The sequence below is a fragment of the Klebsiella sp. D-Nf1 genome (assembly GCF_002810515.1).
In the GTDB taxonomy this organism is placed as follows: Bacteria; Pseudomonadota; Gammaproteobacteria; order Enterobacterales; family Enterobacteriaceae; genus Klebsiella; species Klebsiella variicola.
Genome location: NZ_PIOK01000008.1, coordinates 52628 through 66240 on the forward strand (window position 1 = coordinate 52628; position 13613 = coordinate 66240).

Genomic DNA, 13613 nt, shown 5'->3' on the forward strand with positions numbered 1-13613 from the left:
TCAGACTCCCCATTTCGGGATCGGATGGTCGCCCATCGAGATGCAGACGTTTTTCATTTCGGCGAACACTTCAAAGCTGTACTCGCCGCCTTCGCGGCCGGTGCCGGAGGCCTTCACGCCGCCGAACGGCTGACGCAGGTCGCGCACGTTCTGGGTGTTGACGAACACCATCCCGGCTTCAATACCGCGGGCCAGACGCAGCACTTTGCTGACGTCCTGGGTCCAGATATACGACGCCAGGCCGTATTCCACATCGTTGGCCAGACGCAATCCTTCCGCTTCGTCTTTGAACGGCAGCAGGCAGGCGACCGGGCCAAAAATCTCTTCCTGGGCGACGCGCATGCGGTTATCGACATCCGCCAGCACCGTCGGGCGCAGGAAGTTGCCGGATTTCAGATGCGCCGGCAGGTCGGACGGTTTATCCGGGCCACCGGCCAGCAGGGTGGCCCCCTCTTCGATGCCGAGGCGAATGTAGCCGGACACTTTCTCCCAGTGTGGCTTGCTAATCAGCGCGCCGACCTGGGTATTCGGATCGGTCGGGTCACCGACGCGCAGGCGGTTGGCGCGCTCGGCGAAGCGCTTGACGAACTCCGGATAAATACTCTGCTGAATGAAAATGCGCGAACCGGCGGTGCAGCGTTCGCCGTTGATCGAGAAAATGGTGAACAGCGCGGCGTCGAGGGCGCGCTCAATATCGGCGTCTTCAAAAATCAGCACCGGCGACTTTCCGCCGAGCTCCATGGAGTATTTTTTCAGGCCGGCGTTTTTCATGATGTTGCGTCCGGTGGCGGTGCCGCCGGTAAAGGAAACGGCGCGAATATCATGATGGCGCACCAGCGCATCGCCCGCGGTAGCACCATAGCCTTGCACCACGTTGAGCACACCTGCCGGGATCCCAGCTTCCAGCACCAGCTCGCCCAGGCGATCGGCGGTCAGCGGCGACAGTTCGGACATTTTCAGCACCGCGGTATTCCCCAGTGCGAGACACGGCGCGACCTTCCAGGTGGCGGTCATAAACGGCACGTTCCACGGCGACACCAGCGCGCACACGCCAACCGGCTGCACGAGGGTATAGTTGAGCATCTTGTCGTCGACCGGATAGGTCTTGCCGTTCATCTGCTGGCACACTTCGGCGAAAAATTCGAAGTTATGCGACGCCCGCGGGATCAGCACGTTTTTGGTCTGGTGGATAGGCAGGCCGGTATCGGCGGTTTCCATCGCCGCGATCTCCGGGACATTCTGATCGATCAGATCCCCCAGGCGGCGCATCAGGCGCGCGCGCTCTTTCATCGGCAGGTTAGCCCACTTCGGAAAGGCCTCTTTTGCCGCCGCTACTGCCTGGTGGACCTCGGCTTCACCGCCGGAGGCGACTTCAGCCAGTACCTCGCCGGTGGCCGGGTTGGTGGTATGAAAATAGTCTGCGCCGGCAACGTTTTTACCGTTGATCCAATGGTTAATCTTTTTCATGACAGTGTCTCCTCATACGCTTGCTGGCTGATGATATGGTTGACCAGGCGGCCCACGCCCTCGACTTCGACGATCACTTCGTCGCCCGGCACCACATCGGACAGCCCTTTCGGCGTGCCGGTGGCGATCATGTCGCCCGGTTGCAGGGTCATAAACTCGCTTAAATAAGCGATGAGAAACGGGATGCTGAAAATCAGATCGGCGGTGGTACCCTGCTGGCGCAGTTCGCCGTTGACCCAGGTGCGCAGAGCCAGATTATGCGGGTCCGGGATCGCCTCTTTGGCGACGATCCACGGGCCGATCGGCGTCAGGGTGTCGCGGCTTTTCACCCGCAGGTTCGGGCGGTAGTAGTTTTCCAGATAGTCGCGGATCGCGTAGTCGTTGCAGACGGTATAGCCAGTGACATAGTCCATGGCCTCGGCTTCGCTGACGCGGCGGGCGGTTTTGCCGATCACCACCACCAGTTCAGCTTCGTAGTGCATGTATTCGACGTTATCCGGGCGTACCGACTGCTGCTGGTGGCCAATAAAGGTGTTCGGCGCTTTGATGAACACCAACGGCTCGGTTGGCGGCTTAAACTCCAGCTCGCTGGCGTGGTCGGCGTAGTTCAGCCCCAGCGCGAACAGCGTGCCGTCAGCAGGCGGCAACCAGCGGAATTCGCCTTCTTTTAACACCGTGCCATCGTCCAGGTGAACCTGATCGCGTTCATCGACCAGCACGTCGCGTACTCGTCCCTGCCATTCAATGCGTGCCTGTTTCATGCCAGCTCTCCTTCTGCGACAACCGGATTTTCCAGCGCCGGGAAACCGTCGGCGAGAATACGTACGCGGTCGCCGGGGCGCAGCGTGACGCGGGAGTGGGGCGTACCGATGAGGATCGCGTCGCCAGGATTGAGGGTAGCGAACTCGCTTAAGGCGCTCAGCAGCTGCGCGGCGTTACGCTGCAGATCGCCGGTATGCCAGCTATCCGCCTCGCGGCCGTTGATTTCGGTGATGATGGTCAGGTTATCGACGTTGCGCACCGCCGACAGCGCGCCGACGGGGCAGAAGCCATCGCGGCACTTCGCCTTGATCGCCGGGCGATAAAAACTCTCTTCCGGCAGGCTCACGTCGTTAGCCAGCGCGTAGCCGGCGATATAGTTCGCCGCCTGTTCCGCCGCCACTTTACGTGCGGTTTTGCCGACAATCAGCGCCACGGTGGCGCCGCTTTGTACGGTTTCGCCCTGCGGATAGGGGATCGACTCGCCATCGCCAATCACGGTATTGCGCGGCTTGATAAACCAGACCGCGGTTTTCGGCGGGGTCTTGTAGGGGGCCTGTTGAAACGCTTCGCGCCAGGCGTCGAGCTGGCTGCGATGATTGAGCGCAACGGCGAAGATGGTACCTTTCATTCACCACTCCTCTGGAACTCATTTCGGATTCGAAGGGATTTCATTAATATGTTAATGATCATCTTTTATGCTTTGCGGCCAGGTTTAGCAACTGGAAGTGAATGTTTTGTGATCTGATTAACACAATATTTACACTTCAATTACTTATTCGTTTTTAATCAATAAGTTGAATATTTTTCAGGAAAAGGCTGGTACTTTTCAGGTGCAGAAACCGGTTGTACATGGCAGGATTAAAGCTAATTGTTAAGTTGTTAATAAGTTTTGGATGAGGCTGTAGAGGGGATACTATGCATGATTCATTAACCATTGCCTTGTTGCAGGCGCGTGAGGCGGCGATGGCCTACTTTCGGCCGATCGTCAAACGGCACAATCTCACCGAACAGCAGTGGCGGATCGTGCGAATTCTCGCCGAACGTCCGTCGATGGACTTTCACGATCTGGCCTTTCGCGCCTGTATCCTGCGCCCCAGCCTGACCGGGATTCTGACGCGCATGGAGCGGGATGGGCTGGTGCTGCGCTTAAAGCCGGTTAACGATCAGCGCAAGCTGTACGTCTCGCTGACGCCTGCCGGAACCGCACTGTATGAAAGCGCCCAGGCCGAAGTGGAAGAAACCTATCGCCTGCTGGAGGCCCAGTTCACCACGGAAAAGCTGCAGCAACTGACCTCGCTGCTGGAGGAGTTTATTGCGCTTGGCGTCCCTGCCGGGCGCGGTGATGAAGAAGAGTAGCGGTTACGGCTCGGCGCTCAACCTGGCGAGGGCAATAAGCGTTTCCGTGCGGGCGGGAGCCAGCGGTTCTCTTGGCTGCGGCAGCGGCCAGCCATACAACCAGCGGGCGCTGGCGGCGCAGGTGCGCCCCTGACAGGCGCCCATTCCGCAGCGCTGGGTCAGTTTGGCCTGCGGCCAGCCTCCGGCGGCCGCCACATCGCCGCAGCGTACATCTTCGCAGCGGCAGAGCAGGCTCTCCGGCGTCGCCGCGTTTTTCAAAGATTCCGCCAGCCGGAAGGTACGGTTAATGGCCGCGGCGAAGCGCTGCCAGCGGGCGCGACGGATAAATAACGCCTGCGCTTGCTGGCTGGCCCCGGCGGCGGCATACCCGGCGATTTCGCCCTCCGCCTGCGCCAGCTCGCTACCACCGAAACCGGTGCACTCGCCGGCGGCGTAGATATCCGCGATGCTGGTTTGCTGCCAGCGGTTAACCTGGATCGCCTCCTGTGCCGTGGCGCAGCCAAACAGCAGCCCCGTCTCGATATTGGGCACCAGCCCGTAGCCGATAGCCAGCCGATCGCAGGCGATAGTTCGCTCAACGCCGCGCTGGCGCAACGTCACGGCTTCCAGCCGCGTTGTGCCGTGAGCGCGGATCGCCTGCGCGCCGCTCAGATAGCCTTTCGGAGCCAGCGTCGCTAACTGTCGCAGCTTCTGCGGCCAGCGCCACAGCCCGCTGGCGAAGCGCAGCAGCGCCGGGAGCGGCGCTTGCTCAATGATATTAGTTACGTCGCCTCCGGCCTTGTTCACCGTATCCGCCACCGCCAGCAGCAGCGGACCACTGCCGGCAATCACCACCTTTTCTCCTTTCAGCGACAGGCCCTGTTTGATTTGCGCCTGCAAGCCGCCCGCGCCGGTTACGCCGGGTAAGGTCCAGCCGGGAAAGGGCAGCGACAGCTCGCGCGCGCCGCAGCAGAGGATCAGTTTTTGCCAGTAAACCACGCCAGCGCCGTCGACGGTTTCAAACAGCACGCTGTGCGCGGAGGGACGGGCAATCAGCCGCGCGCCGTTCACCACCCGGATGGCGGCAGACGCGGCGATGGCGTCGCGGTAGCGCCGGGCCAGGACGGGCAGCGTCGCCTGCGGACCGGCACGCCAGATTTGCCCGCCAGGGGCGGGGTTATCGTCGAGAATAATCACCTGTTTATCGCAGGCGGCGGCGGAGAGCGCGGCCGCCATGCCGGCGGGGCCGGCGCCGAGGATTAAAATGTCACAGCGCAGCGTGTTCATCGCGGCTCCTTTCTATTTGCATATCGGACCGGCACAGGGTCTGGCAGGCCAGCACCCGTAGGCCATCGACGGTGACCCGGCACTCCTGGCAGACACCCATGCCGCAAAACGGCGCGCGTGAGTCGCCCTTGACCGCCTGGCGGGTGGTGGGATCGCCGGTCAACGCCAGCGCCGCCGCCACGCTAATGCCTTCCGGCACCGTCAGCGCTTCGCCATCAATGGTGATAGTGAGAGTGGTCTTCATGCGATCGCCTCCTGTTGACACAAACGGGCCGGGAGCCAGGCGTCTGGCGCCAATGGGCAGCGTTCATCGAGGATCTGCGCCGCCAGCAGTTCAGCCGTGGCCGGGGCGGTGGTGACGCCCAGCCCTTCATGGCCCAGCGCCAGCCATACGCCACGGCGCGTGGGATGCGGGCCGATCAGCGGGTTGCCATCCTGCGAGGCGGCGCGCAGGCCGCTCCAGCAGCGGATGATATTCAGCGTCGCCAGCGCCGGCACAAAATGGCGGGCGCGGTCGAGCATCTGCCCCAGTAAGGGCAGATCCAGCAGCCGCTCGCGGTTATCAAACTGACGCGACGAGCCAATCAGCAGCTGGCCGGTCGGCCGCGGCTGAAGGTTAAACGCCACTGAGGTGCCGCCGCCGTGGGCGCTGGCGCCGTAACCCAGCTCAACCAGCTGATGATGCACCCGCGGCCGGTAGCGATCGGTAATCGCCAGCTGGCCCTTTTTCGGTCGCAGCCAGTTTTCCGCTAACAGCGCGTTGGCTTCAAGTCCGCAGGCCACCACGATTGCCCGCGCCTGGAGTCGTTTGCCGCTGGCGAGCAGCACCTGCGGCTCTTCAATCGCCTGGGCGCTGTCGTGCAGGCAGGTGAGATGGTTTCCGGCATCGGCCATCAGCCAGCGGGCGACGTTTGGCGCGTAGACGATACCATCGCCTGGCACCCACAGGCCGCCCGCCAGCCCGCCGCGCAGCAGCGGCTCGCGCCCGGCGATCTGCTGAGGGGTCTGGCGTTCGCTGGGTACCTGATAGCTGGCCATCCGCCGCTGTTTTTCGCCCGCGACGGCCATCTCTTCTTCGCTTTCCGCCAGCCACAGCGTGCCGCAGCCGCGCCAGGCGCAATGGTCGGGCATTCGCGGCGTGATAGCGCGCCAGCGTTCCAGCGACCACGCCGACAAGGCAAGCTCGGCGGGGTCATCATCCATGCACACCAGATGGCCCATACCGGCCGCCGTCGCGCCTGGCTGACCGTTATCGATAAGCGTCACGCTCTGCCCCCGCTTCGCCAGCTGCCACGCGCAGGCGGCGCCGATGATCCCGGCGCCGATCACGATGACATCGCACTGCTTCACGGTGCGATCCCCCAGCAGAAGGGATCGTCAGGGTTGAGGATCAACTGGTTATCGCCGCATACCCAGGCTTCGCCGCGGATCGTTGGAATGATGCCTTCAGCGGTGCGCTGGTAGCTGGCGGTAAACTGGCTGCCGATGATGCTGGCCTGACGCCAGATTTCTCCTGGCTGCAGCTTGCCATCCTGCGCCAGGCAGGCCAGCTTGGCGCTGGTGCCGGTACCGCACGGCGAGCGATCCCAGGCCTTTCCCGGACAGAGTACGAAGCTGCGGCTGTCGGCGGCATCGTCAGCGGCGAACAGCTCGATATGGTCGATAATGCCGCCGTCATCGCCGCGGATCCCCGCCGCTTCCAGCCCCTCGCGTACCGCCCAGGCGTAGTCGGTGAGCTGTGGAATCTGTTCGGGGGTAATGGCGAACGGGTGGTCGTTAATCAGAAAAAACCAGTTACCCCCCCAGGCAATATCGCCGATGACGGGACCCAGCGCGGTCTCAACGCGGATCTGTTTTTTCCAGCGGCGGGCCGGGACGTTTTGCACCGATACGCTGCCATCGTCGTGCAACGTGGCGCTTACGTCGCCGACCGGGGTTTCAATCAGATGTACGCCGGGCTGGATACGCCCAAGCCAGGCCAGCGAGGCGATAAGCCCGATGGTGCCGTGACCGCACATATTCAGAAAACCGGCGTTGTTGAAGAAAATCACGCCAGCGGTAGCCGCCGCCGAGACCGGTTTGCACAGCAGCGCGCCGACCAGTACGTCATTGCCGCGCGGTTCGAGAATGGCCGCCTGACGCCACTGGTCGAAGTCGCGGGCAAAGCGGTCGCGGCGCTCCTCCATGTTGCCGCCGCCGAGGTCGGGGAAGCCGTCAACGATCAGGCGGGTCGGTTCGCCGCCGGTATGTGAATCAATAGCTCTCAGCGTAACAGGGGGGCGTGGCGCGATCATCAGACTCTCCGGAAGTTAACAACATGTTTCATCATGCTGGCGCAACCTTCCCCGGCCTGCTTGAGCGCTTTCGTCAGAGAAAATGACGAAATCTGCACAGTAATCAGCACGGTATTTTTCAATTTTTCATAGTTATTTCTTATTAATCATTTGCTTAATGCTGTGGTAAACCGAAAGTGACCATTGCGCCAGTGGATAAATCAGGGGAAGGCGTAAAGCGGATCCAGGATCGCAAAACCGAGGGTTGCTGCTTGAGGTGTTAACAGAAAGTGAATAAATATCCTCCGGTCACTTACATGAGGAGGCCTTATGATCGGTGTTTCTGATGCGGCGCCGCCGCGCGCGGTTAACCAACCTGAGCTGGCCGTCGATGAGTTGAGCCAGATCTGCGAAGGGCTGGCGCGCCAGCGGCCGGAAAATATGCCAGCGCTGCTGAATGCGCTGGCGCTGATTGCGCCCCTGCTCAATGCCATTCCTAATGTGGTCTTTTTTATCAAAGATCGTCAGGCGCGGTATCTGCTGACGAACCTGACGCTGGCCCGCCGCTGTGGTTTCAAAAGCGTCTCCTCGCTGCTGGGCAAAACCTCCGCCGATGTCTTTCCTTCCGCGCTGGGTCAGGGCTACACCGAACAGGATCTTCGGGTGTTGCGGGAAGGGGTGACCCTGCGCGATCAGCTGGAAATGCATCTCTACAATGGCCGCGAGCGCGGCTGGTGTCTGACGCAGAAACTGGCGCTGCGCGATATCAGCGGCCAGGTGATCGGCATGGCCGGGATCTCTCACGATCTGCAGGAGGCCCACGCCCGCCATCCGGCGTGGCAGCGGCTGGCGATCGTCGACGATCATATCCGCCGCCACTATCACCGGCCGATCGCCATGGAAGAGTTAACCGCCTTAAGCGGGATGTCGATTGCGCAGATCGAACGCTACTGCAAACGGATCTTTCATCTCACCCCGCGGCAAATGATCCACAAAGTGCGCCTGGAAAAAGCCACCGAACTGCTGGCTGGCGATACGCCGATTACCGATATCGCCCTGCAGTGCGGGTATACCGATCACAGCGCTTTCAGCCGCCAGTTCAAGGCGATGACCGGCTCGACGCCGCGTGATTTTCGCCTCACGCTGCTCGGATAAACGCTGGCTCACACTTTTGTCGACTGTGCTAATTTCGTCATCGTATTGAGGGAAAACCGACAAGCCGCCGGTTCCGCGACACGTCAATCTGTCAGTGAATATTCACCATTCATTCACTTCGACTTAACAAAATGACGACAAGGAACTGAGCATGAGCAAAAAAGCGATTCACTGGAGCGGCGTATTCCCGGCGGTCAGCACGCAGTTTCGTAGCGATTTCACCCTCGATTTAGACGCCACTCACGCGGTGATGAAAAACCTGGTCAAAGATGGCGTTTCCGGGCTGGTGGTGTGCGGCAGCGTAGGTGAAAACACCTCGCTGAGCACCGATGAAAAACTGCAGATTATCGAGGTGGCGAAGGATGCCGCGGGCGGCAAAATTCCGGTCATCGCCGGGGTGGCCGAGTTCACCACCGCCTTCGCCCAGAAAATGGCGAAAGAGGCGGAGCGCGTCGGCGTCGACGGGATCATGGTGATGCCGGCGCTGGTCTACTCCTCAAAACCGCATGAAACCGCGGCCCACTTCCGCAGCGTGGCGAGCGCTACCGACCTGCCGATTATGGTCTACAACAACCCGCCGATTTACAAAAACGACGTGACGCCGGACATTCTCGCCACCCTGACCGACTGCGACAACATCGTCTGCTTTAAAGACTCCTCCGGCGATACCCGCCGCTTTATCGACCTGCGTAACACCGTTGGCGACCGCTTCGTACTGTTTGCCGGGCTGGATGACGTGGTGGTGGAAAGCATCGCCGTCGGCGCGGAAGGCTGGATCTCCGGAATGTCCAATGCCTTCCCGCGCGAAGGGGAAACACTATTCCGCCTCGCCCGCCAGCAGCGTTACGAAGAGGCGATGGCGCTGTACCGCTGGTTCATGCCGCTGCTGCATCTCGATGCGCGTCCGGATCTGGTGCAGTGCATCAAGCTGTGTGAAGAATTGCTGGGTCGCGGCAGCGCCATTACCCGTCCGCCGCGTCTGGCGCTGGAAGGCGAAACGCGCCAGCAGGTGGTGGCGATCGTTGAACAGGCGCTGGCCACTCGTCCGACGCTGCCGGATGTCGGCCTCTGAGCACAGGAGTCAATATGAATGCATCTCAGACCATGGCGGGACGGCAGTTTATCGCCGGACGCCGTATTGCCAGCGGTGAGGCGACGCTATTGAGCCTGCGGGCGGTGGACGGCGAAGCCACCGGCCACCGCTTTTATCCGGCTTCCCGCGGGGAAGCCGCACAGGCCGCAGAAGCCGCGCAGCAGGCCTTTGCTGTTTATTCACAAACCACGCCGCAGCAGCGGGCGCACTTTCTCAACGCCATTGCTGATGAACTGGATGCGCTGGGTGAGGCGTTTTTTGCTATCGCTGGGCAGGAGACCGCGCTGCCGCAGGCGCGGCTGCAGGGTGAACGGGCGCGCACCAGCGGCCAGTTGCGGATGTTTGCTGGCGTGATCCAGCGCGGCGATACCTTCGCCGCCCGTATTGATACCGCCTTAGCCGACCGTCAGCCGCTGCCGCGCCCGGACCTGCGCCAGTATCAGCAGGCGTTAGGGCCGGTGGCGGTGTTTGGCGCCAGCAACTTTCCGTTGGCCTTTTCCACCGCTGGCGGCGATACCGCCTCGGCGCTGGCGGCTGGCTGCCCGGTGGTGGTGAAGGCCCATCCGGGCCATATGGCCACCGCCGAGCTGACCGCCGAGGCGATCGTCAGGGCGGTGGCGCGGTGCGGTTTACCCGGCGGCGTATTCAATATGATTTTTGGGACCGATATCGGCGCCGAATTGGTCCGTCATCCGGCGATTCAGGCCGTTGGCTTTACCGGTTCGCTGGCCGGCGGTAAGGCGCTGTATCAGTTGGCGCAGCAGCGCCCGCAGCCGATCCCGCTGTTTGCTGAAATGTCGGCGATTAACCCATTGATTATTCTGCCGCAGGCGCTGCAGACCCGGGCCGAAGCGCTGGCGAATGAGCTGGTGGCGTCATTTACCCTCGGCGGCGGGCAGTTCTGTACCCGTCCGGGGCTGATTCTGGCGCTGCGCGGCGCCGGGCTGGAACGCTTTAAGTCGGCGCTGTGCGCGGCGATAGCGGGCTCTTCGCCGCAGGTGTTGCTCAATGCGCCGACCCTTCAGCACTACCGCCAGGGCGTGGCGGCACTGGCGGCGCACCCGCGTATCGAGAAGCTGGCGAGCGGCATCGCTGCCGGCGCCGGGCAGGCGCAGACCCTGCTGTGGCAGGCTCAGGTCGAGGATCTGCTGGCGCAGGATACGCTGCTGCAGACCGAAGTTTTCGGCCCGCTGTCGCTACTGGTGGAAGTGGACGACGCGGCCCAACTGCAGGCGGTGGTGAAAGCGCTGCAGGGGCAGCTCACCGCGACGCTGCACGCCGAGGCGGATGATGGCCCGCTGGCGGCGAGCCTGCTACCGCTGCTTTGCGAAAAGGCCGGACGGGTGCTGTTTAACGGTTATCCCACCGGCGTGGAAGTGTGCGATGCGATGGTCCACGGCGGTCCGTGGCCGGCGACCACCGACGCACGCGGGACCTCGGTCGGCAGCCGGGCGATTGAACGCTTTCTGCGCCCGGTCTGTCTGCAGAACGCGCCCGCCGCCCTGTTACCGCCGGCGCTGCAGGATGCGAACCCTTTGAACCTGCTGCGCCTGGTCAACGGCCAGTGGACCCGGGAAGCGATTTCCTCCTCTCATTGACGCAAGGGCATCACCATGACCATTCACTCTACGCATAACAGTCAAACCCGCGTTGCAGAGTCGGGTAAGTTTAAAAAACAGCTGACCCTAACCGATCTCACGTTTATCGGCCTGGGAGCGATTTTCGGCTCCGGATGGTTATTCGCCGCCAGCCACGTGGCCTCCATTGCCGGTCCGGCCGGGATCGCCTCGTGGGTAATTGGCGGTTTTGCGGTATTGCTGCTGGGGATTGTCTACTGCGAGCTGGGGGCGGCGCTGCCGCGCGCCGGCGGTATCATTCGCTACCCGGTCTTTTCCCACGGTGAGCTGATGGGCTATCTGCTGGGGTTCATCACCCTGATTGCGTTCTCCAGCCTGATCTCGATTGAAATCGTCGCCGCCCGGCAATATGCCGCCGCCTGGTTTCCGGCGCTGACCCAGCCGGGCTCCAGCTCGCCGACGCTGCTGGGGTGGGTGGTGCAGTTCTTGCTACTCTGTTTCTTCTTTGCGCTTAACTACTACAGCGTCAAGACCTTCGCCCGTTCAAACAACTTCATCAGCGTGCTCAAGTTTTTGGTGCCGCTGCTGGTGGTGGTGACGCTATTCACCTTCTTTAAACCGGAGAACCTGCACGCGCAGGGAATTGCGCCGTTTGGCATGTCCGGGGTGGAAGCGGCAATTAGCGCAGGCGGGATTATCTTTGCCTATCTTGGGCTGACGCCGATTATCTCGGTGGCCAGCGAAGTGCAAAAGCCGCAGCGAACCATTCCGATCGCGCTGATTTTATCGGTGGTGCTGTCGACAATTATCTATGTGCTGCTGCAGATTGCGTTTCTCGGCAGTATCCCCACCGAAATGCTGAACGGCGGTTGGGCCGAGGTGAGCAAACAGTTCTCGCTGCCGTATCGCGATATTGCCATTACCCTCGGGATGGGCTGGCTGGCCTTTATGGTGATAAGCGATGCGATCATCTCCCCGAGCGGCACCGGCAATATCTATATGAACGCGACGCCGCGGGTGATCTACGGCTGGGCGAAGGCGGGTACCTTCTTTAAAGCCTTTACCCATATTGATAAAGAGTCCGGTATTCCGCGCCCGGCGCTATGGCTGACTTTTGGACTGTCGATTTTCTGGACGCTGCCGTTCCCCTCCTGGGAACAGCTCATTAGCGTGGTGTCGGCTGCCCTGGTGCTGAGCTACGCCATCGCCCCGGTGACCGCCGCCGGGCTGCGCCGCAACGCGCCGGATCTGCCACGGCCGTTCCGCGTGCGCGCCTTCGGCATCATCGGCCCGGTATCGTTTATGATCTCGGCGCTGATTGTCTACTGGTCCGGCTGGAATACGCTCTCGTGGCTGTTGGGGCTGCAAATCGTGATGTTTGTCGTCTATGTGATGTGCAAAGGTAAGGTGCCGGAACATACCGTGAGCCTGGCGCAGCAGGTGAAATCGTCGCTGTGGCTGATCGTGTTTTATGCGTTGATTATCCTCTTTTCCTGGCTGGGCAGCTTCGGCGGGCTTAATGTTATCGGTCACCCCTGGGATACGGTGCTGGTGGCGGCGATGTCGTTGGGGATTTACTACTGGGGCGCGCGCAGCTGCCTGCCGCAGGCTAATTTTAGCGGAGATGAAGAAGAGTAAGGAGAGCACGATGGAGTCGGTAACCCTTTCGTTACCTGAAGCTTATGACCTGGCGCTGGAAATGCTCAGCGCCAATGGATTTAGCGCCGACCACGCGGCGGCCATTGCCCGTAATGTGGCCGCCGGGGAGCGCGACGGCTGCGCTTCCCACGGCCTGTGGCGGCTGTTGGGTATTGTCGATACCTTGCGTAAAGGTAAGGTATCGCCTGATGCCGAGCCGCATATCCACGACCAGGCGCCGGCGATTGTGCGGGCGGATGCCGGGGGCGCTTTTTCGCTGCTGGCCTACGAGCGAGCGCTACCACTGCTGCTGGAGAAAGCGCGGCACAGCGGTATTGCGGCGCTGGCAATTAACCGCTGCGTCCATTTTTCCGCGCTGTTTGCCGATATTGAGCCGTTGACCGAGGCAGGGCTGGTGGGGCTGGCCTGTACGCCAAGCCACGCCTGGGTCGCCCCGGCGGGCGGCACCCGTCCGCTGTTCGGCACCAATCCTATCGCTTTTGGCTGGCCGCGGCGGGACAAACCGCCGTTTATTGTTGATATGGCGACCAGCGCCGCGGCGCGCGGTGAGATCCAGCTGCATCAGCGTGCCGGCAAAGCGCTACCGGAAGGCTGGGGAATCGACAGTCAGGGACAGCCAACGACCGATGCCGCGGAGGTGCTGAACGGCGCGATGTTAACCTTTGGCGGGCATAAGGGCTCGGCGCTGGCGGCAATGGTCGAGCTGTTGGCCGGGCCGCTTATCGGCGATATGACCAGCGCCGAATCGCTGGCGTGGGATAACGGCGCGGGCGGTCTCCCCTACGGCGGCGAGCTGATCCTGGCGCTGGATCCGCAGCGTTTTCTCGGCGCGCAGGCACAAGAGCAGCTGGCGCGCGCCGAAACGCTGTTCAAGGGGATGCAGGAGCAAGGGGCGCGGCTGCCTGGCGAGCGGCGTTTCGCCTGCCGTCAGCAGAGTGAACGGCAGGGGGTCACTATCAGTCGTTCATTGCATGATGAGATTTGCGCCTTGCGGCCATAGTAAAG

Annotated in this window: 13 protein-coding genes and 1 pseudogene; 6 read left to right on the forward strand and 8 right to left on the reverse strand. The window is 61.9% G+C overall.

The window, feature by feature from the left end; translation table 11 throughout:
* The 4 genes and pseudogenes from hpaE to CWM54_RS28845 all read right to left on the reverse strand — a co-directional run bounded on the left by hpaE (position 1) and on the right by CWM54_RS28845 (position 3080).
* Positions 1-1467, reverse strand: a complete 1467-nt coding sequence (hpaE, locus tag CWM54_RS23790; protein ID WP_100698704.1) for a 5-carboxymethyl-2-hydroxymuconate semialdehyde dehydrogenase — start codon at positions 1465-1467, stop codon at positions 1-3.
* Complete coding sequence (locus tag CWM54_RS23795; protein WP_100681843.1) at positions 1464-2228, reverse strand: fumarylacetoacetate hydrolase family protein; 765 nt, start codon at positions 2226-2228, stop codon at positions 1464-1466. The genes hpaE and CWM54_RS23795 overlap by 4 nt, the downstream gene beginning before the upstream one ends.
* The gene (locus tag CWM54_RS23800; RefSeq protein WP_100676424.1) at positions 2225-2857 is read right to left on the reverse strand and encodes a fumarylacetoacetate hydrolase family protein; all 633 of its coding nucleotides are present in this window, start codon (positions 2855-2857) and stop codon (positions 2225-2227) included. Before CWM54_RS23800 ends, CWM54_RS23795 begins: the two co-directional genes overlap by 4 nt.
* 58 nt (positions 2858-2915) lie before the next feature.
* Positions 2916-3080 (reverse strand): annotated as a pseudogene (locus CWM54_RS28845) (hypothetical protein).
* 64 nt (positions 3081-3144) lie between these two features.
* Here CWM54_RS28845 and hpaR point away from each other — a divergent pair.
* Complete coding sequence (gene hpaR, locus CWM54_RS23805; protein ID WP_002887503.1) at positions 3145-3585, forward strand: homoprotocatechuate degradation operon regulator HpaR; 441 nt, start codon at positions 3145-3147, stop codon at positions 3583-3585.
* 3 nt (positions 3586-3588) lie between these two features.
* On the opposite strand, the gene CWM54_RS23810 is transcribed toward hpaR, so the two are convergent.
* The 4 genes from CWM54_RS23810 to CWM54_RS23825 are packed head-to-tail and all read right to left on the reverse strand — an operon-like array spanning position 3589 to position 7145.
* Positions 3589-4851 carry an FAD-dependent oxidoreductase gene (locus CWM54_RS23810; RefSeq protein WP_100681844.1) on the reverse strand — a complete coding sequence of 421 codons (1263 nt, stop codon included), beginning with the start codon at positions 4849-4851 and terminating at the stop codon, positions 3589-3591.
* Positions 4832-5095 (reverse strand): (2Fe-2S)-binding protein, encoded by a 264-nt coding sequence (locus tag CWM54_RS23815; protein WP_100681845.1) that lies wholly within the window; start codon positions 5093-5095, stop codon positions 4832-4834. Before CWM54_RS23815 ends, CWM54_RS23810 begins: the two co-directional genes overlap by 20 nt.
* A complete protein-coding gene (locus CWM54_RS23820; protein ID WP_100681846.1) occupies positions 5092-6201 on the reverse strand; it encodes an NAD(P)/FAD-dependent oxidoreductase in 1110 nt (369 codons plus the stop codon). Before CWM54_RS23820 ends, CWM54_RS23815 begins: the two co-directional genes overlap by 4 nt.
* A complete protein-coding gene (locus CWM54_RS23825; protein WP_100698706.1) occupies positions 6198-7145 on the reverse strand; it encodes a 4-hydroxyproline epimerase in 948 nt (315 codons plus the stop codon). The genes CWM54_RS23820 and CWM54_RS23825 overlap by 4 nt, the downstream gene beginning before the upstream one ends.
* A 309-nt stretch (positions 7146-7454) precedes the next feature.
* On the opposite strand from CWM54_RS23825, the gene CWM54_RS23830 reads away from it, so the two are divergent.
* The 5 genes from CWM54_RS23830 (at position 7455) to CWM54_RS23850 (ending at position 13608) form a co-directional block, all read left to right on the forward strand.
* The gene (locus CWM54_RS23830; RefSeq protein ID WP_061155870.1) at positions 7455-8279 is read left to right on the forward strand and encodes an AraC family transcriptional regulator; all 825 of its coding nucleotides are present in this window, start codon (positions 7455-7457) and stop codon (positions 8277-8279) included.
* Positions 8280-8430: 151 nt separating this feature from the next.
* Entirely contained in the window at positions 8431-9351 is a 921-nt protein-coding gene (locus CWM54_RS23835; RefSeq protein WP_100681848.1) for a dihydrodipicolinate synthase family protein, read from the forward strand.
* 14 nt (positions 9352-9365) lie between these two features.
* Positions 9366-10970, forward strand: a complete 1605-nt coding sequence (locus tag CWM54_RS23840) for an aldehyde dehydrogenase (NADP(+)) (RefSeq protein WP_100681849.1) — start codon at positions 9366-9368, stop codon at positions 10968-10970.
* Between the two features lie 15 nt (positions 10971-10985).
* Positions 10986-12587, forward strand: a complete 1602-nt coding sequence (locus CWM54_RS23845) for an APC family permease (protein ID WP_100681850.1) — start codon at positions 10986-10988, stop codon at positions 12585-12587.
* Positions 12588-12597: 10 nt separating this feature from the next.
* Positions 12598-13608, forward strand: a complete 1011-nt coding sequence (locus CWM54_RS23850; RefSeq protein ID WP_100681851.1) for an Ldh family oxidoreductase — start codon at positions 12598-12600, stop codon at positions 13606-13608.
* Positions 13609-13613: the final 5 nt, after the last annotated feature.

Coding starts and splice junctions, on each gene's coding strand:
- hpaR (WP_002887503.1), top strand. CDS start 3,145: ATGCATGATTCATTAACCATTGCCTTGTTGCAGGCGCGTGAGGCGGCG.
- CWM54_RS23815 (WP_100681845.1), bottom strand. CDS start 5,095: ATGAAGACCACTCTCACTATCACCATTGATGGCGAAGCGCTGACGGTG.
- CWM54_RS23810 (WP_100681844.1), bottom strand. CDS start 4,851: ATGAACACGCTGCGCTGTGACATTTTAATCCTCGGCGCCGGCCCCGCC.
- CWM54_RS23830 (WP_061155870.1), top strand. CDS start 7,455: ATGATCGGTGTTTCTGATGCGGCGCCGCCGCGCGCGGTTAACCAACCT.
- CWM54_RS23795 (WP_100681843.1), bottom strand. CDS start 2,228: ATGAAACAGGCACGCATTGAATGGCAGGGACGAGTACGCGACGTGCTG.
- CWM54_RS23835 (WP_100681848.1), top strand. CDS start 8,431: ATGAGCAAAAAAGCGATTCACTGGAGCGGCGTATTCCCGGCGGTCAGC.
- CWM54_RS23845 (WP_100681850.1), top strand. CDS start 10,986: ATGACCATTCACTCTACGCATAACAGTCAAACCCGCGTTGCAGAGTCG.
- CWM54_RS23840 (WP_100681849.1), top strand. CDS start 9,366: ATGAATGCATCTCAGACCATGGCGGGACGGCAGTTTATCGCCGGACGC.
- hpaE (WP_100698704.1), bottom strand. CDS start 1,467: ATGAAAAAGATTAACCATTGGATCAACGGTAAAAACGTTGCCGGCGCA.
- CWM54_RS23850 (WP_100681851.1), top strand. CDS start 12,598: ATGGAGTCGGTAACCCTTTCGTTACCTGAAGCTTATGACCTGGCGCTG.
- CWM54_RS23825 (WP_100698706.1), bottom strand. CDS start 7,145: ATGATCGCGCCACGCCCCCCTGTTACGCTGAGAGCTATTGATTCACAT.
- CWM54_RS23800 (WP_100676424.1), bottom strand. CDS start 2,857: ATGAAAGGTACCATCTTCGCCGTTGCGCTCAATCATCGCAGCCAGCTC.